Annotated in this window: 14 protein-coding genes; 12 read left to right on the top strand and 2 right to left on the bottom strand. The window is 40.7% G+C overall.

Annotated elements, in window-relative coordinates:
* Window positions 1–32: 32 nt before the first annotated feature.
* The 3 genes from torA to A4G16_RS10960 all read left to right on the top strand — a co-directional run bounded on the left by torA (window position 33) and on the right by A4G16_RS10960 (window position 6,965).
* Window positions 33–2,516, top strand: coding sequence for a trimethylamine-N-oxide reductase TorA (gene torA, locus A4G16_RS04510; RefSeq protein WP_165888877.1), 2,484 nt, complete (start codon window positions 33–35; stop codon window positions 2,514–2,516).
* A 155-nt stretch (window positions 2,517–2,671) separates the two neighbouring features.
* The gene (locus A4G16_RS04505) at window positions 2,672–4,315 is read left to right on the top strand and encodes a site-specific DNA-methyltransferase (protein WP_207951346.1); all 1,644 of its coding nucleotides are present in this window, start codon (window positions 2,672–2,674) and stop codon (window positions 4,313–4,315) included.
* Window positions 4,316–4,328: 13 nt separating this feature from the next.
* On the top strand, window positions 4,329–6,965 hold the full coding sequence (locus A4G16_RS10960; protein ID WP_165888876.1) for a DEAD/DEAH box helicase: 2,637 nt from the start codon (window positions 4,329–4,331) through the stop codon (window positions 6,963–6,965).
* 63 nt (window positions 6,966–7,028) lie between these two features.
* On the opposite strand, the gene A4G16_RS04495 is transcribed toward A4G16_RS10960, so the two are convergent.
* Window positions 7,029–8,309 (bottom strand): citrate synthase, encoded by a 1,281-nt coding sequence (locus A4G16_RS04495; protein ID WP_165888875.1) that lies wholly within the window; start codon window positions 8,307–8,309, stop codon window positions 7,029–7,031.
* A gap of 194 nt (window positions 8,310–8,503) precedes the next feature.
* Between A4G16_RS04495 and icd the strand changes: the two genes are divergently transcribed.
* The 8 genes from icd (at window position 8,504) to A4G16_RS04455 (ending at window position 20,314) form a co-directional block, all read left to right on the top strand.
* On the top strand, window positions 8,504–9,751 hold the full coding sequence (gene icd, locus A4G16_RS04490; protein WP_165888874.1) for an NADP-dependent isocitrate dehydrogenase: 1,248 nt from the start codon (window positions 8,504–8,506) through the stop codon (window positions 9,749–9,751).
* 19 nt (window positions 9,752–9,770) lie between these two features.
* Complete coding sequence (gene acnB, locus A4G16_RS04485) at window positions 9,771–12,377, top strand: bifunctional aconitate hydratase 2/2-methylisocitrate dehydratase (protein ID WP_165888873.1); 2,607 nt, start codon at window positions 9,771–9,773, stop codon at window positions 12,375–12,377.
* 146 nt (window positions 12,378–12,523) lie between these two features.
* Window positions 12,524–14,878: a molybdopterin guanine dinucleotide-containing S/N-oxide reductase gene (locus tag A4G16_RS04480; protein WP_165888872.1), complete on the top strand. Its 2,355-nt coding sequence runs from the start codon at window positions 12,524–12,526 to the stop codon at window positions 14,876–14,878.
* A gap of 117 nt (window positions 14,879–14,995) precedes the next feature.
* Entirely contained in the window at window positions 14,996–15,394 is a 399-nt protein-coding gene (locus A4G16_RS04475; protein ID WP_165888871.1) for a DUF423 domain-containing protein, read from the top strand.
* Window positions 15,384–16,493, top strand: a complete 1,110-nt coding sequence (rlmM, locus tag A4G16_RS04470) for a 23S rRNA (cytidine(2498)-2'-O)-methyltransferase RlmM (protein WP_165888870.1) — start codon at window positions 15,384–15,386, stop codon at window positions 16,491–16,493. Before A4G16_RS04475 ends, rlmM begins: the two co-directional genes overlap by 11 nt.
* Before the next feature lie 83 nt (window positions 16,494–16,576).
* Window positions 16,577–17,389, top strand: a complete 813-nt coding sequence (gene dapB, locus A4G16_RS04465; RefSeq protein ID WP_165888869.1) for a 4-hydroxy-tetrahydrodipicolinate reductase — start codon at window positions 16,577–16,579, stop codon at window positions 17,387–17,389.
* Between the two features lie 19 nt (window positions 17,390–17,408).
* Window positions 17,409–18,542 (top strand): methionine biosynthesis PLP-dependent protein, encoded by a 1,134-nt coding sequence (locus tag A4G16_RS04460; RefSeq protein WP_165888868.1) that lies wholly within the window; start codon window positions 17,409–17,411, stop codon window positions 18,540–18,542.
* 281 nt (window positions 18,543–18,823) lie between these two features.
* Window positions 18,824–20,314 carry a nicotinate phosphoribosyltransferase gene (locus A4G16_RS04455; RefSeq protein ID WP_165888867.1) on the top strand — a complete coding sequence of 497 codons (1,491 nt, stop codon included), beginning with the start codon at window positions 18,824–18,826 and terminating at the stop codon, window positions 20,312–20,314.
* Window positions 20,315–20,400: 86 nt separating this feature from the next.
* Here the strand turns inward: A4G16_RS04455 and cpdB are convergent, their stop codons facing one another.
* Window positions 20,401–22,374: a 2',3'-cyclic-nucleotide 2'-phosphodiesterase gene (gene cpdB / locus A4G16_RS04450; RefSeq protein ID WP_165888866.1), complete on the bottom strand. Its 1,974-nt coding sequence runs from the start codon at window positions 22,372–22,374 to the stop codon at window positions 20,401–20,403.
* 235 nt (window positions 22,375–22,609) lie between these two features.
* Here cpdB and A4G16_RS04445 point away from each other — a divergent pair, with 235 nt between their 5' ends.
* The gene (locus A4G16_RS04445) at window positions 22,610–23,818 is read left to right on the top strand and encodes an acetate kinase (protein WP_165888865.1); all 1,209 of its coding nucleotides are present in this window, start codon (window positions 22,610–22,612) and stop codon (window positions 23,816–23,818) included.
* Window positions 23,819–23,827: the final 9 nt, after the last annotated feature.

Here is a 23,827-nt window from a genome sequence, read left to right as displayed (position 1 = left end):
CCAGCGTGAACTAATCTCAAACGAGGTGAACAATGAAAAAACAAGACCAAATCAACGCAAGTCGTCGTGGTTTTCTAAAAAATTCATCATTAGGTTTAGCTGCGGGGGCCGGTTTAGCGACTAGTACCACGGGTGTGGTCGGTGCGTTAGCATCTACCAGTGCTAAAGCGGCTGAAATGACAACGGTAATGACTGCTGCGCACTGGGGACCGATCGGGGTCGTGGTGGAAAACGGTAAAGCGGTGAAATCGGGTGCAGCCATGCCGATGACGATTGAAAACGAGCTGCAAAGCGTTGTGCCGGATCAGATCTATTCTGAGGCTCGTGTGAAATACCCGATGGTGCGTAAAGGTTATTTGGAAGGCAACAAAGACACCACCTTGCGTGGCCGTGACGAGTGGGTGCGTGTCTCTTGGGATAAAGCGTTAGATTTAGTCGCAGGCGAAGTCAAACGAGTCACCGAACAGCACGGAGCAAGTGGTATTTTCGCTGGTTCTTACGGCTGGTACAGCTCGGGGGCATTACACGCTGCGCGTACCTTATTACACCGTTATTTGAATTTGACAGGCGGCTTTGTAGGCGTGAAAGGCGACCTCTCCACCGGTGCAGCACAAGTAATTATGCCGCACGTTCTCGGCACGATTGAGGTTTATGAACAGCAAACCAGCTGGGAAGTTGTGTTAGAAAACAGCGAAATTGTGGTATTTTGGGCAGCAAACCCAATGCTAACCTTACGCAATGCGTGGACTTCAACCGACCAACACGGTATTGAATACTTAACCAAGCTGAAAGCCAGCGGCAAACGTGTGATCTGTATCGACCCGGTGAAAAGCGAAACCTGCCAATTCTTAGGGGCAGAATGGATCCCAACCAACACCGCAACAGACGTAGCGTTGATGATGGGTATCGCACACACCTTAGTTACCCAAGGCAAGCATGATCAAGCCTTCCTGAAAAAATATACCAAAGGTTTTGAGCAGTTTGAAAGTTACTTATTAGGTAAAGAAGACAACCAACCGAAAGATGCCGAATGGGCAGCAAAAATCACGGGTGTGCCGGCCGAAACCATTAAGCAATTAGCCAATGATTTTGCGACTAAACGTACGATGTTAATGGGCGGTTGGGGAATGCAACGCCAACGCCACGGAGAACAAACTCACTGGATGTTAGTCACCCTTGCTTCAATGCTCGGTCAAATCGGCTTACCGGGCGGCGGTTTTGGTTTTAGTTACCACTATGCAAACGGTGGTGTGCCAAGTGCGACAGGCGGTATTATCGGTTCCATCACCGCAACAGCTGCAGAAGCAGGTGAAAAATCGTGGTTGGACGATGCGTCTAAATTCTCCTTCCCTGTGGCGCGTGTGGCTGATGCGTTGCTTTACCCGGGCAAAACCATCAAATTTAACGGCACGGAAATTACTTATCCAGACATCAAATTAGTCTATTGGGCAGGTGGCAATCCTTTCACGCACTTGCAAGATACCAACAAACAAGTCAAAGCGTGGCAAAAACCTGAAACCATTATTGTCAATGAAGTGAACTGGACGCCAACCGCGCGTATGGCGGATATTGTCTTACCTGTCACCACCAGCTATGAACGCAATGACATCACGATGTCGGGCGATTACTCGATGATGTACATCTTCCCGATGAAGCAAGTGGTAGAGCCGCAATTTGAAGCGAAAAGTGATTACGATATTTTCACCGAGCTTTCAAAACGTGCAGGGGTGGAAGCAAAATTCACCGAAGGCAAAACCGAAATGGATTGGTTAAAAGGTTTCTACCAAACAGCGTTTGATGCGGCACGTAAAAACCGTGTGATTATGCCGAACTTCGACAAGTTCTGGTCAGAAAACAAACCTGTTACTTTCAAAGCGGCTGACAAAGCGAAAAAATGGGTACGCTACGAAGAGTTCCGTAACGATCCGTTATTGAACCCATTAGGTACACCGTCAGGTAAAATTGAGATCTTCTCGGATGTGGTGGCGAAAATGGGCTATGATGACTGTAAAGGTCACCCAACTTGGTTCGTGCCGGATGAATTTGCAGGTAATGTAACGGCAGAAGCTCCATTAGCGTTAGTCACTCCGCACCCATACTACCGCTTACACAGCCAACTTTGCCACACTTCACTGCGTGAAAAATACACTGTAGCAGGACGTGAGCCGGTATTAATTCACACCGAAGATGCGGCGGCTCGCGGTATTGCAAACGGCGATGTGGTGCGTTTGTTCAATAAACGTGGTCAAGTGCTTGCCGGTGCGGTGGTAACCGATGGCATCATCAAAGGCACAGTCTGTTTACACGAAGGGGCGTGGTATGACCCGGCAGATTTAGGCCAATCCGAACAGCCGTTATGTAAATTCGGTAGCCCGAACGTACTAACTCGTGATGAAGCAAGTTCCAACCTTGCCCAAGCGAACTCACCGAACACGACTATCGTCCAAGTGGAAAAATTCCAAGGCGAAGCACCGGAAGTAACGGTGTTTAAAGAGCCGAAATATACGCAAGCGTAATTAAATATAAAAACTTAAAGGCACAGATTTTATACTGTGCCTTTTGTTCCTTTACCACAGTTACAAGCGGTCAAGTTTGCTGAATTTTTTGCAAATCTTTCTATTTTTTTGACCGCTTGTTACAATAATGCACTTTTATTTTTCAGGTGTATTTTATGACAACGCTTACTTGGTACGGCAAAGAAGAGTCCGTAAAAAAAGCCAAACAAACCCCATATTGCCTATTGCGAGAGTTGCCGGATTTTTCACATAATACTGCCCGACAGCCGACAGCCGACAGCCGACAGCCGACAGCCGACAGCCGACAGCCGACAGCCGACAGCCGACAGCCGACAGCCGACAGCTCAGCTTCTGCTGAAAGCTTATCTAATGTCAAGCAAAATTTAATTATTCAAGGCGATAATTTATCTGCCTTAAAATCTCTTTTGCCCTTCCATGCGGGGCAAGTCAAATGTATTTTCATTGATCCTCCCTATAATACAAAATCTGCCTTTACCCACTACGATGATAATTTAGAGCATTCCGTTTGGCTTTCAATGATGTATCCACGTCTTGAAATTTTACGGGAATTGCTTGCTGAAGATGGTTCAATTTGGATCACCCTTGATGATAATGAAAGCCACTATTTGAAGATTATGCTCGATGAAATTTTTGGACGAAAAAATTTTGTAGCGAATGTGGTGTGGGAAAAGAAGTTTTCCCCACAAAATGATGCAAAGTGGCTTTCAGATAATCACGATCATATTCTGTGCTATGCGAAAAATAAGGAAAAATGGCGACCAAATTTATTGTCTAGAACAGCGGATATGGATTTACGTTATAAAAATCCTGATAACGATCCTAGAGGTGTTTGGACATCATCGGATTTAACTGCTCAAGACCCTTTTGAATATGGGCTTTATGAAATCATTAGTCCAAGTGGTAAAGTGTTTGTTGCTGGAAATAATCGTCATTGGATTTATTCCAAAGAAAAAATGCAAGAGCTAATTACTGATAATAGGGTTTGGTTTGGTAAAAAAGGGACTAATAAACCTCGATTAAAGAAATTTTTATCTGATGTTAAGCAAGGAACAACTGCACTGACTATCTGGAAACATTCTGAGGTAGGTAATAACCAAGATGCTAAAAAAGAAATCAAATCTTTCAATGCAGATAATGTTTTCGACACCCCAAAACCTGAAAAATTAATTAAACGCATTTTAACCTTAGCCACTAGTGAAAACGATCTCGTCCTCGATAGTTTTCTTGGCTCAGGCACAACCGCAGCGGTTGCTCATAAAATGAACCGTCGTTATATCGGTATTGAGATTGGCGATCACGCTAAAACCCACGTAGTGCCTCGTTTGAAAAAAGTGATTGAGGGAGAACAAGGTGGTATTTCAAAAGCGGTAGGTTGGCAAGGTGGCGGATCGTTTCGTTTTTGTGAATTAGGCGAGGAAGTATTTGACGCATTCGGTTCACTTAATCCTAACATTCGTTTTGACGATTTAGCTGCTCATATTTGGTATTTGGAGAATCATTTTCCTTTGCAAAAAAACACCGAAAAATCACCGCTTGTCGGTACTTTCAACGGCAAAGCCTACTATTTGTTATATAACGGAATTTTAGGCGATAAGCGTCCGCAGGGTGGTAATGTGCTAACCCGAAAATTAATGGCAGAGTTGCCATACTTTGCTGAATTTATTCAACACGGAATGGACATTGTGGTATATGGTGAAGCCTGTCGTTTAGGAGAGGCACAGTTAGCTGAAAAGAAAATTACATTTAAACAAATTCCGTATGATGTAACTGCTCGTTAATAGTGGGAGAAAAATGAAATTAAAAAATTACCAAAATGAGGCATTAAACAGTGTCAGCCACTATTTTTCGGCTTGCTTGCAATCGGATGCAAACACCGCTTTTAGCCAAATTCAACCTGAATATAGTTACAAGATCCCAAGTGAGCACAGTGATTTGCGTGATGTGCCTTATGTTTGTGTACGAATTCCAACGGGTGGTGGTAAAACGTTGTTAGCCTCGCATAGTATTGTTCGTATTGCAAAGCAGTATTTGGATTGTGATTTCCCTGTTACTTTGTGGCTAGTGCCTTCTCGTACAATTAAAACCCAAACCGCAGAAGCGTTGAAAAATCCACAACATCCTTACCGTGCGGCACTTGATAAAACCTTTAACCGAGAAGTCATTGTTATTGAGTCTGAAGATTTTGATTTACTTCGCCCACAAGATTTCGGCAATAAGGCGATTGTGATTGTTTCTACTATTCAAAACTTTCGGGTAGAAAATCAAGATGGGCGGAAAATTTATGCCTTTAATGAAAAATTAACTGCCCATTTTGAGCGTTTACCAACCCATATTCAGGCAAATTTAGAAAAAATCTCAACCACTGATCTACAAGAAAACGGTTTGAACGCCAAACAAGCGGGCAAAATTAAGTGTTCTTTTGCAAATTTGTTGCGAGCTTACCAACCTTTAGTAATTGTTGATGAGGCTCATAACGCTCGGACTTCACTCTCTTTTGATGTGTTATCTCAGCTTTCCCCTGCGGCTATTTTAGAATTTACTGCTACGCCAAATACGGACAGAAAAACAGGGAGTAATGTGTTGTATCACGTTTCGGCAAGTCATCTAAAAGCAGAAGAGATGATTAAATTGCCGATTGTGCTGACTGAGCATCATAATTGGCAACAGGCAATAGATGGGGCAGTCATCAACAGAGGAGCATTAGCTCAAAAAGCACAGTATGAAAGCGATTATATTCGCCCGCTTGTGTTGTTCCAAGCTGAGCCGAAAAACGGAAAAGTAACGGTAGAAGTCTTAAAACAGTATTTAATCGATGAATTAAAAATTGATGAAGAAGAGATAGCAATTGTTACAGGGAATCAGCACGAATTAGACGGTATCGATTTATTTAGTCCACAATGTAGGATTAATTACATCATCACGGTGGAGGCATTAAAAGAAGGGTGGGATTGCCCGTTTGCTTATATTTTTTGCTCGGTGCAAAATGTTTCCTCCAGTAAGGAAGCTGAGCAGCTATTAGGGCGAGTATTACGAATGCCTTATGCTAAACGACGTCAAATTGAAGATTTAAACCGTGCTTATGCTCATCTTTCCTCTAAGTCGTTTGGCGAAACAGCTCGTAATTTACAAGATAAATTGATTGGAATGGGATTTGAAGCATTAGAAGTAGCCGAAATGCTCCGTATTCCACAACAAGAAAATTGGGTGAGTGAAAATGAAGCGGAGTTATTCTATACACCAACAACGGTTTTAGAATTAACGCGACTTCCTGAAATGACGGATTTAAATGAAGCAGAACGTTCTCAACTCAAAATTACCGAGCAAGAAGGTAGCATTTTAGTGCAAGTAAAAGGTAAGTTAAGTGAAAAGCTAGAAAAAGCCTTGCTCCGAACTGCAACAGGTAAGAAAAAAGAGCAAATTGAGCAACAGTTACAAATTCACCAGAATAGAGTTGAAATATTAGCTTCTCCTGCTGAAAAAGGTGAAATATTTAAAGTAATACCTCAACTCTGTATGAATATTCAAGGCGAATTAGACTTAGCTGATTCACAAATCCTATTGGATTACCAAAGTTGGAATTTATTGGATTACCCAGCCAAGCTTGATGGATTTAGATTGCAAGAAAATAGCCACAGTTTTGAAATTGATGTGGAAGATAAACGAGTTTCTTACCATTTCAATCAACAACAACTTAGTTTTTCTGATGATTGGCTAGAGCTAACCGAGCAAGATTTTATCCGTTGGTTAGACAAACAAGTGCGTTTAACTGACATTCCTCAACCTGCGATGTTAAGGTTTTTGCAATTATTGATTTCAGATTTACTGAAAAATGTAGGAATAACCTTAACTCGGTTAGTTCAACATAAATTTGCACTGGCTCGGGCTATTTCAGATTTGATTAATCGTTATCGGGCATTAGCTCAAAAAAATTGCTATCAACAAGCACTATTTGGGGGTAATGAAGAAGTAGAAATCTGCCTAAATAAGCAATATCAGTTTAGTTTTAACCTGGAAAAATTCGTGCCTCAACCCCCTTTTTATACAGGACGTTATAAATTCAACAAACACTATTTTGCTCAAATTGAGGAGTTGAAAGCAAGTGGAGAAGAATTTGACTGTGCCGTTGCGATTGATTCATTGCCTCAAGTGAAATATTGGGTAAGAAATCCTGTAAAAAGAGGGTTTGCTTTACCATTAGCTCATCAGAATTTTTACCCTGATTTTATTGTAGAACTTATTGATGGTCGGATTTTAATTGTAGAATATAAAGGGGAGCAATTAAAAAGTAATGAGGACTCCAAAGAAAAAGCATTAATTGGCAATCTTTGGGAGAAGTTAAGTCAAGGAAAAGGTTTATTTATGATAGCGGTAAAATGCGATGAAAATGGTCAAGATGTTAGAACGCAACTGCTCAATAAATTAGCCTGATTTGCAAATTTTATAGAAAATTAAACCGCTTGTTTTCATAAGCGGTTTAATTTTTTGCAAATCCTATGATTTATCCATTGCTTCAAAATCACGTTTGGTTTCGCCTGTGTAGATTTGGCGAGGGCGGACGATTTTGATGTTACCTTGTAGGTACATCTCTTTCCAGTGTGCAATCCAACCAACGGTTCTGGCTAAAGCGAACATAACTGTAAACATTGAAGTTGGAATACCAATCGCTTTAAGCACGATACCGGAGTAGAAGTCTACATTTGGGTAAAGTTTATGCTCAATGAAATAAGGATCACTTAACGCAATACGTTCTAATTCCAATGCAACTTCAAATAATGGGTTGTCAATGTTGAGTTCTTTCAATACTTCATGGCAGGTTTCACGCATGACTTTAGCACGAGGATCGTAATTTTTATAGACTCGGTGTCCGAAGCCCATTAAACGGAAAGGATCATTTTTATCTTTTGCTCGGGCAATAAATTCCGGAATGCGATCAACAGTTCCGATTTCTTCTAACATATTGATACAAGCTTCATTCGCCCCACCATGTGCCGGCCCCCACAATGAAGCAATACCTGCTGCAATACAAGCAAATGGGTTTGCACCAGAAGAGGCTGCGGTACGGACCGTTGAGGTAGAAGCGTTTTGTTCGTGGTCTGCGTGTAAAATAAAGATTCTATCTAATGCGCGCTCTAATACAGGATTGACTTCATAAGGCTCACAAGGTGTGGCAAACATCATATATAAGAAATTGCCGGCATAAGATAAATGATTTTGTGGGAACATAAACGGCTGACCGATAGAGTATTTATAACACATCGCAGCAAGGGTTGGTATTTTAGCTAAAAGACGAATGGCGGTAAGTTCACGGTGGGCTTGATTATTAACGTCAATTGAATCGTGGTAGAAAGCGGCTAGTGCACCACTTACCCCACACATGACCGCCATCGGGTGGGAGTCTCGGCGGAACCCGGAGAAGAATTTAGTGAGTTGTTCATGCACAAGGGTATGTTTTTTGATTAGTTGCACAAAATCTTTATATTCTTCTTTAGTTGGACGTTCGCCGAATAGAAGAGTATATCCAACTTCTAAGTAATCAGCATTATTCGCAAGCTGGTCGATAGGGTAGCCACGATGCAGCAGAATACCTTCATCCCCATCCACATAAGTGATAGCAGATTCACAGACTGCAGTCGAAACCAAACCGGGATCATAAGAAAAAAGTTTGTGCTTCATAAAAGGCTGTATATCAATATTTTGATAACCTAAACTGCCTTTTTTTATATTGAGATCGAGTTGTTCACCGTTCTCGAGAGTTAATGTTGCTTTTGACATAGGTCACTCCTTTTATTTTGATGTTTGCTCATTAAACTTAAATTATTTTTAGACTAAGAACAACCCCTTTTTAGATGAAATTTAAAAAAAATGTTAATCAAATTTAAATATTTTTTCTCTTTGTTTACATTTCTTAATTTACTGTTTATAGTTAATTGATTTTATCTATTTTTTCGTCAATACAGGAGCAAAAAATGCAAACACAAGTCCAAATTCCCCAAGGCGAAACCATTCAACTTAATCAAGACGGTTCGTTACAAGTACCAAACAATCCAATTATTCCCTTTATTGAAGGTGATGGTATCGGTGTTGATGTTACGCCAGCCATGCAAGCGGTTTTAGATGCCGCGGTTGAAAAAGCCTACCAAGGAAAACGCAAAATTGCTTGGATGGAAATCTATGCAGGCGAAAAAGCTAACGAAATTTATGGCGAAAATACTTGGCTGCCTGATGAAACCTTAGAGCTGATTCGTCAATACCACGTGGCAATTAAAGGTCCATTAATGACACCGGTCGGCGGTGGGATTCGTTCGCTAAATGTAGCAATGCGTCAAGGTTTAGATTTATACAACTGCTTACGTCCGATTCGCTATTATGACGGTACACCAAGTCCGGTAAAACATCCGGAATTAGTCGATATGGTGATTTTCCGTGAAAACTCGGAAGATATTTATGCAGGTGTGGAGTGGGTTGCCGGCTCGCCTGAAGCAAATAAAGTGATTCAATTCCTACAACAAGAAATGGGCGTGAAAAAAATCCGCTTTACCGAAGATTGCGGTATCGGCATCAAGCCAGTTTCCAAACAAGGAACTCAACGTTTAGTACGTGCAGCCTTACAATATGTGATTGATAACAACCGCAAATCGCTCACTTTGGTGCATAAAGGTAATATTATGAAATTTACCGAAGGGGCATTTAAAGAATGGGGCTACCAAGTCGCTCAAGAGTTTGGTGCAGAGCTGATTGATAAAGGCCCTTGGATGCGTTTAACCAATCCAAAAACAGGCGAAGAGATCGTTATTAAAGATTGTATCGCTGATGCTTTCTTACAAGAAATTTTATTGCACCCAACCGAATATGATGTGATCGCCACGCTTAACCTAAACGGTGATTACATTTCCGATGCACTTGCAGCTCAAGTGGGGGGGATTGGGATTTCACCGGGTGCAAATATTGGTTTTGATGCGGCAATTTTTGAAGCAACTCATGGTACAGCCCCTAAAATTGCAGGTCAAAATAAGGGCAATCCGGGTTCTTTAATTTTAAGTGGGGAAATGATGTTACGTCATTTAGGCTGGACGGAAGCCGCAGATTTAGTGGTAAAAGCAGTGTCTAAAACAATTGCGAATAAAACAGTTACTTTTGACTTCGCTGAAATGTTAGAAGGGGCAACTTTGCGTTCAACCTCAGAATTTGCACAAGACATCATTGCAAATATGTAATTACAAAAGAGAGTGAATTATGGCAAATTTTATCGAAAACTATCAACAACATGTTGATGAGCGTGCGAAACTTGGAGTCGTACCTCAGCCATTAAACGCGGAACAAACCGCTCAGCTGGTCGAATTATTAAAAAATCCTCCTGCCGAACAAGCGGTCTTTTTATTAGATCTTTTTACAAATCGCATTCCAGCCGGCGTAGATGAAGCTGCCTATGTCAAAGCCGCCTTCTTAGCCGACATTACCAAAGGTGCTGCAACATCTCCATTAATTTCACCTACTCATGCGGTGCAATTACTCGGCACGATGCAGGGTGGTTATAATATTGAAACGCTACTATCTGCATTAGATAACGAAGAACTTGCTCCTATTGCAGTGGAAGCTTTATCCAAAACCTTATTAATGTTTGATAACTTTCACGATGTGAAAGAGCGTGCCGAAAAAGGTAATCCATTCGCTAAACAAGTTTTAGAATCTTGGGCAAATGCCGATTGGTTTACCTCTCGCCCGAAATTGGCTGAAAAAATTACGGTCACCGTTTTCAAAGTAACCGGTGAAACCAACACCGATGACCTTTCTCCGGCACAAGATGCATGGTCACGCCCTGATATTCCGCTTCATGCTTTAGCAATGCTGAAAAATGAGCGTGATGGCATTTTCCCTGATGACAATGGCCACACCGGCCCGATTAAACAGTTAGAAGCCTTAAAAGAGAAAGGTTTCCCGCTGGCTTATGTGGGCGATGTAGTGGGAACGGGCTCTTCTCGTAAATCCGCAACCAACTCGGTGCTTTGGTTTATGGGGGAAGATATTCCTTATATCCCGAACAAACGAGCAGGGGGGATTGTGCTTGGTGGTAAAATCGCACCAATTTTCTTTAATACACTTGAAGATGCAGGCTCGTTACCGATTGAAGTGGATGTTACGAATCTCAATATGAGCGATGTGATTGATATTTACCCTTATCAGGGCAAAATTTGTAAACACAATTCCGATGAAGTTTTAGCAGAATTTAGCCTAAAAACCGAAGTGCTATTAGACGAAGTGCGTGCCGGTGGACGTATTCCACTGATTATCGGTCGAGGTTTAACTCATAAAGCACGAGTGGCATTAGGCTTGCCGGAAAGCGATATTTTTGTAAAACCGCAATCGGTGTCAAACAGCAACAAAGGCTACACACTTGCCCAAAAAATGGTTGGGCGTGCTTGTGGCGTAGAGGGTGTTCGGCCGGGGCAATATTGCGAGCCTCGAATGACTTCTGTCGGCTCACAAGACACTACAGGTCCAATGACGAGAGACGAACTAAAAGATTTAGCTTGTTTAGGCTTCTCAGCAGATCTTGTTATGCAGTCTTTCTGCCATACTGCCGCTTATCCCAAACCGGTGGATGTAGTTACACACCATACCTTACCTGACTTTATTATGAACCGTGGCGGTATTTCGCTACGCCCAGGTGATGGAGTAATTCACTCTTGGTTAAACCGTATGTTGTTGCCTGATACAGTCGGTACAGGTGGTGATTCACACACCCGTTTCCCAATCGGTATCTCTTTCCCCGCAGGTTCGGGCTTAGTGGCGTTTGCTGCTGCAACAGGTGTTATGCCGTTGGATATGCCGGAGTCCGTGTTAGTGCGTTTTTCAGGCACAATGCAGCCGGGCATTACGCTACGCGATTTAGTGCACGCCATTCCTTACTATGCGATTCAACAAGGCTTGCTCACCGTTGAGAAAAAAGGCAAGAAAAATATTTTCTCCGGTCGTATTTTAGAAATTGAGGGTTTGGAAAATCTGAAAATCGAACAAGCTTTTGAGCTTTCAGACGCTTCAGCAGAACGTTCAGCGGCAGCTTGTACCATCAAGCTTAACAAAGAGCCGATTATGGAATATCTGAACTCTAACATTACGCTTTTAAAATGGATGATTGCCGAAGGTTATGACGACAAACGCACTCTTGAACGCCGTATTGCCAATATGCAAGCATGGTTGGATAATCCAGAGCTATTAGAGGCTGACGAAAATGCGGAATATGCGGCGATTATTGAGATCAACCTAGATGAAATCAAAGAGCCGATTGTTTGTGTGCCGAATGACCCTGATGATGCACGTCTACTTTCGCAAGTGCAAGGCGATAAAATTGATGAAGTCTTTATCGGTTCTTGTATGACGAATATCGGGCATTTCCGTGCGGCAGGAAAATTATTAAGCCAAGCACAGGGGGAATTACCGACAAAACTTTGGATTGCTCCACCGACAAAAATGGATGCAGGCTTGTTGACTGAAGAAGGCTATTACAGCATTTACGGTAAAAGCGGGGCTCGAGTTGAAATGCCGGGTTGCTCACTTTGTATGGGCAACCAAGCACGAGTGGCGAATAATGCTAATGTGGTTTCAACTTCAACCCGAAACTTTCCGAACCGTTTAGGGCAAGGGGCGAATGTTTATTTAGCCTCTGCGGAGCTGGCTGCAGTTTCTGCTCTGTTAGGTAAATTACCAACACCGGAAGAGTATCTTGGCTATGTGAATGACCTACAAAAAGACAAAGATGACATTTACCGCTATATGAATTTTGACCAAATCAATAGTTATGTGAAAAAAGCGGATAATGTGATTGTTCAAGTAGCATTATAATCATCAATCTTAACCCACCGTTTGGTGGGTTTTGTTTTGCAAAATTCCCATAAAAAACGACCGCTTGTATTGCAACTTCGAGTTCATTGAAGTAAATTCTCTCGCAAATTTCAATACAACAAACAGAAAAGCAGCAGACAGAAAATATGGCAAATCAATTAGAAAATGGGCAGTTTATCGCCTTAGACAAACCCGCAAACACCATTACTACAGCAGCTCATTGGGGAGCATTAAATGTCACCGTTGAAAACGGCAGAGTAGTGAAATCAGAAGGTTATTTACCTAAAAATCATCAGAATGAATTACAAGATGTTGTAGCAGATCAGCTCTATAGTCCTGTTCGGGTGAGATACCCGATGGTGCGTAAAGGCTATTTGGAAGATAACAAAGACACCACATTGCGTGGGCGTGATGAATGGGTACGTGTGTCTTGGGATAAAGCCTTTGAGCTAGTGTCGGGAGAAATAGAGCGTGTTCGCCAACAATATGGCAGCGAATCGATTTTTGGTGGCTCTTACGGTTGGTATAGTTGTGGTTCTCTACACGCCTCTCGCACACTTTTACAACGTTATTTGAATGTAACAGGTGGATTTGTAAACAGTCGTGGCGATTATTCCACTGGTGCTGTACAAGTGATTATGCCGCATGTTTTAGGTAATATTGAAGTTTATGCTCAGCAAACGAGTTGGCACACTATTGTCGAAAGCACCGAATTATTGGTAATTTGGTCGTCTAATCCACTCAACACCTTACGCATTGCTTGGACATCTGCTGAGCCGGAAGGCATTGATTATCTAGCTAAAATCAAAGCTAGTGGGAAACGAGTGATTTGTATCGACCCAGTCCGTAGCGAAACCTGTCAATTTTTAGAGGCAGAGTGGTTGCCAATCAACACAGGAACCGATGTGGCATTAATGTTGGGTATCGCCCATACGCTAATTAGCGAAAACCTGCACGATCACGTATTTTTAGCGAAATATACCGTTGGTTTCGAGCAATTTAGCGACTATGTGTTAGGTAAAACCGATAATCAACCGAAAACTGCAGAATGGGCAAGCCAGATTTGTGGCATTTCTGCCGAAACCATTCAAGCATTAGCTCGCGCCTTTGTGGCAAATCGCACCATGTTAATGTCCGGCTGGGGCTTGCAACGCCTACAACACGGCGAGCAAAGCCATTGGATGCTAGTTACTCTTGCTTCAATGCTCGGGCAAATCGGCTTACTGGGCGGTGGGTTTGGCTTAAATTATCGCTATTCAACCAATGGTTTAAGTAATGATTCGGGTATCCGCCTAGGGGCAATTAACGCAGGCAAGCCGAATCCGCAAATGCCGTTTTTCCCGGTTGCCCGCATTGCCGATGCTTTGCTAAATCCAAATCAACCTTTTGATTTTAATGGGAAAACCTTCACTTATCCGAACATTAAATTAGTCTATTGGGCGGGCGGGAATCCGTTTGCACATCACCCAGACACCAACTATTTAGTGAAAGCGTGGCAGCAGCCGGAAACCGTCATCGTCAATGAATGTTTTTGGACTCCAACTGCTCGAATGGCAGATATTGTTCTGCCTGCAACCACAAGCTATGAGCGTAATGATTTAACGGTGGCAGGGGATTATGTGGTAAAACATATCATCCCAATGAAACAAGTAGTTCCGCCTCAATTTGAAGCAAAAAATGATTATGATATCTTTGCTGAACTTGCTAAACGAGCCGGCAAAGGGCTGGAATTTACTGAAGGTAAAAGCGAAATGCAATGGTTGTCGGAATTTTACCAAGTCGCTTTTGATGCAGCACAAAAAGCGGAAAGACCGTTGCCGGATTTTGATATATTTTGGTCGGAAAATAAGGTGTTCTCATTTGAATCTGAGCAAAATAGCAACAATTTTGTTCGTTATCAAGATTATCGAGAAGATCCGATTACCCATAAACTAGCTACACCATCAGGCAAAATTGAGATTTTCTCACAAACAGTGGCGAATATGGGCTATGAAGATTGCCAAGGTCATCCAATGTGGTTGGAACACGAGGAATATTCGGGAAAAACGACAGAAAGTGAGCCGTTAGCATTAGTTACGCCACATATTAAATACCGCTTGCACAGCCAATTGGCTTATTCTTCACTTCGCCAATATTATGAAGTAAATGGCAGAGAGCCTGTGCTAATTCATACGGAGGATGCTGCCGAGCGAGGTATTACAAGCGGTGATATTGTGCGAGTTTTTAACAAACGCGGACAAGTATTGGCGGGAGCGGTGGTAACAGATGGTATTATCAAAGGCACAGTTGCTCTTTACGAAGGTGGTTGGTACGATCCTGAGGATTTAACCCAACCAAACGCGTTATGTCGAAGCGGTAATCCGAACGTCCTGACTTGTAATGAAGGCTCTTCAAAGCTTGGGCAGGGCAATGCCCCGAATACCACCACAGTTCAGGTGGAAAAATTTATCGGCGAAGCTCCAAAAGTGAAGGTGTTTGAAGCACCTGAATTTAGAGAGTAATCATCATACAAGCGGTCATTTTATAAGAATTTTTTGCAAAATTTTTCGTGAAATTGACCGCTTATCTATCGCTCTAGTATGTTATAGTAAGGCATTTTTATTATTAACGAGTCTGTTATGAAAAACAAATTTCTTACCATTGCCGCCCTTAGCGGCTTTTTTACCGTGGCGTTTGGGGCATTCGCCAGCCATGGATTATCGCCACATTTAGAGCCTAAAGCTTTAGGCTGGATTGATACAGGCATTAAATATCAAATGTTTCATACCGTGGCAATTCTAGCTTTGGGCTTATTCCAAATTGCAAATTTTTCGCAAAATCCGCCCGCTTGTAGAGAGAAAGCCATCAATATTATTGGCGGTAGCTGGACATTAGGGATTTTACTTTTCAGCGGAAATCTCTATCTACGAGCATTAGATATTCCAACTATTCATTGGCTAACGCCGATTGGTGGTCTGTGCTTTATGCTTGGCTGGGCTGCATTAATTTATGTGAGTGTGAGAAGTTATGCTAAATAAATCAGGGTTTAACAAATTAGCACTTTATTGCCGTTCAGGTTTTGAAAAAGAGGTGGCAGGGGAGATCAGCGACAAAGCGGCTCAGCTGGGTGTTTTTGGCTTCGCTAACCTTAAAGAAAACAGTGGTTATGTGATCTTTGAGTGCTATCAAACAGGAGATGCGGATCGGTTAGCTCGCGAGCTGAAGTTTGAACAGCTTATTTTCGTTCGCCAAATGATTGTAGTGGGTGATTTGCTGCAAAATTTACCTGAAAATGACCGAATTTCGCCGATTTTAAGCCAATATGCCGAGATGAACCCTAGTAACAGTTCAGATGTTTTTGTGGAAACACCGGACACCAATGAGGCCAAAGAGTTATTAACTTTTTGCCGTAAATTTACTGTACCGCTGCGTTCTGCATTGAAAAAACAAGGCTGGCTAACCAAATCAGATAACGCGAAGGGGAGTATCAGTCTGCATATTCTGTTTATCCGGTCAGGGGCATGCTATGTAGGCTATGCTTATAATCATAATAAATCGCCGTTTTTTATGGGAATCCCTCGCTTAAAATTCCCGGCTGAGGCGCCAAGCCGTTCTACTTTAAAATTAGAAGAGGCGATTTTAACTTTTATTCCGCAAGCGGAAGAGAAAAAACGCTTTAACGATACGATGATTGGCGTGGATTTAGGTGCTTGCCCGGGCGGTTGGACTTACCAATTAGTCAAACGTGGCGTGTTTGTTTATGCGGTCGATCACGGCAAAATGGCTGCCAGTTTACATGAAACGGGACGAATTGAGCATTGCCCGGAAGATGGCTTTAAGTTTCAACCTCCAAAACGTAAGCAAATTGATTGGTTGGTGTGTGATATGGTTGAACAACCAATGCGTATCGCCAAATTAATGGCGAAATGGCTGATTAACGGTTGGTGTCGTGAAACGATTTTCAACCTAAAATTACCGATGAAAAAACGCTATCAAGAGGTGCAACTTTGCTTACAATTTTTGGAAGATGAACTGGTAAAACAAGGATTTTGGTTCAAAATTCAAGCAAAACATCTTTACCATGATCGTGAGGAAATTACCGTACATATTATGGTAATGGGGAAATCGGAAAAATAGCCAACAAGCGGTAAAAATTTCACAAAATTTTGCAAAATTCTTGTAAAATCAAACCGCTTGTAACACAACAAAAAGGAAAGAATATGACATTAAAAATCGGAATTGTCGGTGCCGGCGGGCGAATGGGGCGTAATCTAATTACGGCAGTGCAAAATACCGAAGGGGTAGAGTTAGGTGCTGCATTTGAGCGTAAAGGTTCATCATTAGTCGGTGCAGATGCAGGGGAGTTAGTTGGTATTGGTACTTTAGGCGTTGCGGTGTCCGATAATGTGGCTGAAAATGCCGATAAATTTGATTTATTAATTGATTTCACCCGCCCGGAAGGTACCTTAGAGCATATCGCCATTTGTATAGAAAATAATAAAAAAATGGTTATTGGTACAACCGGTTTTGATGATGCAGGCAAAGCCGCAATTCAATCCGCAGCGGAAAAAATCGGTATTGTATTTGCGTCAAACTACAGCGTGGGCGTGAATTTAGTATTCAAACTGTTAGAAAAAGCCGCAAAAGTAATGGGCGATTATTGTGATATTGAAGTGATTGAAGCTCATCATCGCCACAAAGTTGATGCACCATCAGGAACAGCATTATCAATGGGCGAACATATTGCGAAAACGCTTGGGCGTGATTTAAAAACACACGGCGTATTTGAGCGTAATGGCATTACAGGCGAACGCAAACGTGATGAAATCGGATTTGCGACCATTCGTGCCGGAGATGTTATCGGTGAACATTCTGTGTGGTTTGCCGATGAAGGCGAACGTGTAGAAATCGCCCATAAAGCCTCCAGCCGAATGACCTTCGCTAATGGGGCTGTGCGTGCAGCGAAATGGTTAAACACAAAACAAAATGGACTGTTTGATATGACAGATGTGTTAGATTTAAATAACCTATAAAATTGAAGGAATAATAACAATGACAAAATTCAACAACATCGAAACCACTTTAGTTCAAATCGGAAATCGAACCGATCCTCGCACCGGTGCAGTGGCAATGCCGATTATTCTTTCTACCGCTTATGGCCGCGATGGCTTAGGCGAATCAACAGGCTGGGATTACACCCGTACTAAAAACCCAACCCGTGCGGTGTTAGAGCAGGGGATTGCTGATTTAGAAGGCGGTGATGCAGGCTTTGCTATGGCTTCAGGTATGGCTGCAATTCAGTTGGTGATGTCGCTGTTTAAATCCCCAGATGAATGGATTATTTCTAGCGATGTTTACGGTGGTTCTTACCGTTTATTTGATTTCAGCCACAAAAATCACGGCACATTAAAGCCTATTTATGTGAATACAGCCGATTTAACTGCAATTGAAGCAGCTATCACACCTAATACCAAAGCAATTTTTGTCGAAACCCCTTCGAATCCGTTAATGGAGGAGTGTGATGTAGCTGCAATCTCTAAGATTGCTAAAAAGCATAATTTGATGCTGATTGTAGATAATACTTTCTTAACACCAGCCTTATTCCGTCCGATTGAACACGGTGCAGATATTGTGATTCATAGTGCTACCAAATATCTATCTGGGCATAATGATGTATTAGCCGGCTTAATTGTGGCTAAAGATTCAGAAGCTACGAAAGTAAACGGACAAAATTTAAGCGAGCGTTTATTCTATTTCCAAAACTGTGCCGGGGCGGTGCTTTCACCATTTGATTCTTATCTTGCAGTTCGTGGCATGAAAACCTTAGCATTGCGTATGGAACGTCATCAACACAATGCAACAGAAATTGCTAAATTTTTAGCAGAGCAGCCTGAAATTGACAGCGTACTTTATTCAGGTAAAAGCGGTATGGTGTCGTTCCGCTTACAAAAAGAAGAATGGGTGCCTAAATTCCTCAAAGCGATCAACTTAATTACCTTCGCTGAAAGTTTAGGTGGTGCAGAAAGTTTTATTACTTACCCGGCAACACAAACGCATATGGATATTCCGGAAGCAGAACGTATCGCACGTGGTATTACGAATAATTTACTTCGTTTTTCTGTAGGCTTAGAGCATCTGGAAGATATTAAAGCAGACTTATTGCAAGCTTTTAAACAGTTGAAGTAATCTTTTTATAATTCACTTACAAGCGGTCAGATTTTTTGTATTTTTTGCAAAAAAATGATCGCTTGTTTTTTTACATATAAGAAATGAAAATTGAGAGGGAAATTGTGATTAAATTTATAGAATTTACTGTCTCAATATTTTATTTAACATAACATACGTTATGCGAATTTTTGTCATTGTAAGATTTATCTATAAATTCATTATTTTGTAATAAATACTTTTCATTTTTTATTTATCATGTTAGTCTGATATAAATATTCATTGTAAAGGATTTCAATAAATTGTATATTTCAGACTTTAAAAAAATAAATGCAACCTCAATTCCGTTATTGTTATGTGACTTCTATAAGACATCTCATCGTATTCAATATCCGGAAGGTTCTCAAGTGCTGTATAGCACATTTACTCCAAGAAGTAATGTTTACGCTCCATTTTTGACAAGGGCGGTTTCGTTTGGATTCCAAGCTTTCATTGTTAAATATCTGATACATTATTTTGAAGATAATTTTTTTGCACGCCCTCAATCTGAGGTCGTTTTAGAATATACACAGTTTATCAAAAATACTTTAAATATGGATGATACCGGCGAACATATCGCTCAATTGCATAGCTTAGGCTATTTGCCTATCAGAATTAAAGCAATTCCTGAAGGGCAATCCGTGTCCATAAAAGTGCCGATGATGACGATTGAAAATACACATCCAGACTTCTTTTGGTTGACTAATTATCTGGAAACTCTAATTAACCTTTCATTGTGGCAGCCGATAACCTCAGCATCTATTGCGTTTGCATATCGGTTAGAATTAACGAAATTTGCTCATCAAACTTGTGATAACAACGCTCACCTGCTCTATCAGTCTCATGATTTTTCAATGCGAGGAATGAGTTCTTTAGAGTCAGCCGAGAGTTCGGGAGCAGGTCATTTAACCTCCTTTTTAGGTACAGATACGATTCCTGCGATCACCTTTATAGAGTGTTATTATGGTTCTAAAAATTTAATTGGTACCTCTATTCCAGCCTCAGAGCATTCAGTAATGAGCTCGCACGGTATAGATGAGCTACCAACATTTCGTTATTTAATGCAAAAATATCCAAATAATATGTTGTCTATTGTGGCAGATACCACTGACTTTTGGTACAACATTACGGTGAATCTTCCTATACTTAAAGAAGAAATTTTAGCTCGCCCTGAGAATGCTAAGATTGTTATTCGTCCTGATAGCGGTGATTTTTTTGCAATTATTTGCGGAGATCTGACTTTAAATACAGAACATGAACGCAAAGGGCTAATTGAATGTTTGTGGGATATTTTTGGAGGAACCATTAACAAAAAAGGATATAAGGTACTTAATCCATGTATTGGTGCGATTTATGGGGATGGTGTTACTTACGAGAAAATGGTTAAAATTCTTGAAGGATTAAAAGCCAAAGGGTTCGCCTCTAGTAATATTGTGTTTGGTGTTGGTGCCCAAACATACCAAAACAATACTCGGGATACTCTAGGTTTTGCAACTAAGGCGACATCTATCACGATTAACGGCATTGAAAAAGCGATTTTTAAAGCACCTAAAACAGATAACGGATTGAAAAAATCGCAAAAAGGTAGAGTTAAAGTCATCACTTTTGAGCATTATATTGATAATTTAAAAGCGCAGGATGATTTCTCTGACGATCTTTTAGAGGTGATTTTTGAAAATGGGAAGTTAGTGAAACAGACCAATTTTGATGAAATCCGCCAAAACATCAGCAATCAAATCAATGCTATGCTTTAAAAGCAGCTACTCTATCAAAAACAAGCGGTCAAATTTGTAAAATTTTTTGCAAATTCGACCGCTTTCAATGAGTTATATGCCAAGGATTATTTGCTTAAATCCACTCGATAGACGGCAAAACCGGTTTCATCATTTTCAATATATTCCATTGGATATTGAGCATTAGACTGAATGAAAGCTTTTGCCTTTTCGGTCGGTGAAGTTTCAAAACGAATATCTAACTTAACCTGAGATGAAATAGGTGCAATTCGCCAGTTATTATCCGCTTTCGGGCTAACTTGCCCATGTGCTTTACTTTCCGTTGAAATGTAATTCGCTAAAATTTGACGGTTTTCATCCGGTGCTGCAAAGACAATATGGCTATCGCCTGTACCCGGGAATTTTCCGCCATAAGCTCTGTAATTGTTGGTCGCAATCAAGAATTCTTGTTTGTCGTCTACAGGTTTACCATTAAAGCTTAAATTAATAACGCGATGAGCATTTTCATTGATTAATTTACATTCACTGTCATAACGAGCAGGCTGAGTTAAATCAAATTGGTAATTGACCCCATCAATCACATCATAATTATAGGTTCTAAAGCCTGTCCAATCTAGTAAAGACTGCGGTTTATCGCTAGATACATCAATTTGTTTAAACATTCCTGCACTACATTCTAACCACTCTTTTAATTCTGCCCCTGTTGCTTTAACCACCACTAACGTGTTTGGATATAAATATAAATCAGCAGCATTTCGGAAGGTTAATTCCCCTTTATCTACTTCTGTATAGCCTGTTGGATCGTTTTTACGTCCACCTACTTTAAATGGTGCCCCCGCACTTAAAATAGGAAGTCCGGCAAGTTCCGGTAGGCCTTTGACTACATTCTCAACATAAGCTTTTTGTGCTTGGTTTACAATTTGAATGGTTGGATCATCTTGAACTAAAGCAAGATAACTGTACATATTGTCAGTTGCCCTACCAATCGGTTGGGATACGAATTTACGAGTTTCTTCGTGGGTGTCTTTTAATAATGCCACAATTTCAGGATGATTTTCTACAGTTGCTTTTTTCTTTTCAGCATCATAAATTGGACGCAGCGCTGCTCTACCATCTACAACAACCCATTTACCGTTCTTTTCAGCTAATGTTAAGTCAATCACACTAATGTGATTACCCCAATAACCGGCCATACTTTCTGGAACCCCTTTCATGGTTCCTTTTTCAATATCAGCGTTTGGTGAAGAGGCAAATTCTTTATTTGGGAATAATCTATGCGAATGACCAAAAATCACGGCATCAATACCTTTTATATCAGCAAGGTAGAATGCTGCGTTTTCAGCACCTTCTTGATATGGTTCATCAGATGGTCCTGTGTGTGCCAATGCAACAATAATATCTGCCCCGGCTTTTTTAATGATAGGAATATATTTTTCAGCTGTTTTTACAATATCACGAGCCTCAACTTTGCCTTCTAAATTGGCTTTGTCCCAAATCATGACTTGTGGTGGCACAAAACCGATATAGCCAATTTTGACTTTCGATTTTTTGCCTTTTTCATCTACAATTTCTTTTTCTTGAATAAAATAAGGTTTGAAAACCGGCTCGTCAGATTTCGGTTTTACAATATTGGCATTAATAATCGGGAATTTAGCTTGTTTAATAGCATTATCTAAATAGGTTAATCCATAGTTGAATTCGTGATTACCTAAAGTGCCTACATCATATTGCATTGCATTTAATGCCATAATGGATGGATCGGCTTTTCCTTCTTTCGCACCTTTGGTTGATTGATAATCTGAAATAGGGTTACCTTGAATTAAATCCCCGTTATCTACAAGTACACTGTTTTTAGCTTCTGCCCTTGCCTGCTTGATAAGCGTTGCTGTGCGGGTAAAACCAAATTTTTCGGTCGGTGCATCTTTATAGTAGTCAAAGTCTGTTAAAAAGCCGTGAATATCGGTCGTGGCGATTACCCGTAATTTTGCTTTTTTTGCATTTTGCGCGAATGCCAGAGGTTGAGTACCTAATACAAGCATTGCGCTTGCTCCGATTTGGATGAATTTTCTTCGATTTAGCATGAGGCCACTCCTTTTTATTATGAATAAATTGCAAAATATTCTAAAAAAATAACCGCTTGATATCTAGACTTTTTTGCTTTTATTGCCGCTTATATCAAATTTTAGTTACATTTTTACGTTTTTTTATTTCAAGCATTTATTTTAGTGTCTGAAAGGTGTATCCTTTACAGCTATAAACGCACTGAAAAAAGTGGGTTTTATTCATACTTTTTCTAAAAAATAAGGTAATTTGACAATGTCTAACAACTTAATCTTAATCCTTAACTGTGGTAGTTCATCTTTAAAATTTGCTATTTTAGATCCTGTAACAGGTGCTGAAAAATTATCAGGCCTTGCAGAAGCATTTAATTTAGAGGATGCTCGTATTAAATGGAAATTAAATGGTGAGAAAGGTAACGCAGATTTAGGTGCAGGTGCTGCTCATAGCGAAGCACTGACTTTTATCGCTGAAAAATTATTATCTGATGAATTAAAAGCAGGTATTGGTGCAATTGGACACCGTATTGTTCACGGAGGTGAGAAATTTACCTCATCTGTTGTGATTACAGATGAAGTTATTAAAGGTATTGAAGATGCAATTCAATTTGCTCCATTACACAATCCGGCACACTTAATTGGTATTAAAGAAGCATTCCGTATTTTCCCTGAATTAAAAGAAAAAAACGTTGCAGTATTTGATACAGCATTCCATCAAACTATGCCGGAGCATGCATACTTATATGCTCTTCCATATAAATTCTACAAAGAACATGGTATTCGTCGCTATGGTTTCCACGGTACAAGCCATTTCTATCTCACATCACAAATTGCCGAATTGGCTGGCAAATCGCTTGAGCAAACTAATGCAATTATCTGTCACTTAGGCAATGGTGGCTCAGTTTCTGTAGTTCGCAATGGCAAATGTATTGATACTTCAATGGGCTTAACGCCATTAGAAGGTTTAGTCATGGGTACACGTTGTGGTGATATTGATCCTGCTATCATCTCTTTCTTATATAATAACTTAGGCATGTCAATGGATGAAATTGACGCTACCCTTGTTAAAAAATCGGGCCTTATGGGGTTAACTGAAGTGACTAGCGATTGCCGTTATGCAGAAGATAACTACAATGATGCCTCTAAACCTGAAGCAAAACGTGCTTTAGATGTTTATAGCTATCGTTTAGCAAAATATATTGGTTCTTATATGGCAATTTTAGGTACAGATCATTTAGACGCAATTGCATTTACCGGCGGTATTGGCGAAAACTCTGGACTTGTTCGCGAATTAACCTTAAATCACTTAAAATTATTTGGTATTAAAGTTGACCACGAACGTAACTTAGCTGCTCGTTTTGGTAAAGAAGGCGTTATTACAAGTGATGACTCAGCATTCAAAGCAGTGGTCATCCCAACCAACGAAGAACTTGTGATTGCACAAGATACAGCTAAATTAGCATTATAATAATAGGGG

Source organism: Mannheimia granulomatis, assembly GCF_011455695.1.
GTDB classification, from domain to species: domain Bacteria; phylum Pseudomonadota; class Gammaproteobacteria; order Enterobacterales; family Pasteurellaceae; genus Mannheimia; species Mannheimia granulomatis_A.
This window is presented reverse-complemented; position numbering and strand designations above follow the sequence as displayed.

Excerpts from the sequence above, each read along its gene's own strand:
- acnB (WP_165888873.1), top strand. The coding sequence starts at position 9,771 with ATGGCAAATTTTATCGAAAACTATCAACAACATGTTGATGAGCGTGCG.
- icd (WP_165888874.1), top strand. The coding sequence starts at position 8,504 with ATGCAAACACAAGTCCAAATTCCCCAAGGCGAAACCATTCAACTTAAT.
- rlmM (WP_165888870.1), top strand. The coding sequence starts at position 15,384 with ATGCTAAATAAATCAGGGTTTAACAAATTAGCACTTTATTGCCGTTCA.
- A4G16_RS04495 (WP_165888875.1), bottom strand. The coding sequence starts at position 8,309 with ATGTCAAAAGCAACATTAACTCTCGAGAACGGTGAACAACTCGATCTC.
- torA (WP_165888877.1), top strand. The coding sequence starts at position 33 with ATGAAAAAACAAGACCAAATCAACGCAAGTCGTCGTGGTTTTCTAAAA.
- A4G16_RS04480 (WP_165888872.1), top strand. The coding sequence starts at position 12,524 with ATGGCAAATCAATTAGAAAATGGGCAGTTTATCGCCTTAGACAAACCC.
- A4G16_RS04505 (WP_207951346.1), top strand. The coding sequence starts at position 2,672 with ATGACAACGCTTACTTGGTACGGCAAAGAAGAGTCCGTAAAAAAAGCC.
- A4G16_RS10960 (WP_165888876.1), top strand. The coding sequence starts at position 4,329 with ATGAAATTAAAAAATTACCAAAATGAGGCATTAAACAGTGTCAGCCAC.
- A4G16_RS04460 (WP_165888868.1), top strand. The coding sequence starts at position 17,409 with ATGACAAAATTCAACAACATCGAAACCACTTTAGTTCAAATCGGAAAT.
- A4G16_RS04475 (WP_165888871.1), top strand. The coding sequence starts at position 14,996 with ATGAAAAACAAATTTCTTACCATTGCCGCCCTTAGCGGCTTTTTTACC.
- cpdB (WP_165888866.1), bottom strand. The coding sequence starts at position 22,374 with ATGCTAAATCGAAGAAAATTCATCCAAATCGGAGCAAGCGCAATGCTT.
- dapB (WP_165888869.1), top strand. The coding sequence starts at position 16,577 with ATGACATTAAAAATCGGAATTGTCGGTGCCGGCGGGCGAATGGGGCGT.
- A4G16_RS04445 (WP_165888865.1), top strand. The coding sequence starts at position 22,610 with ATGTCTAACAACTTAATCTTAATCCTTAACTGTGGTAGTTCATCTTTA.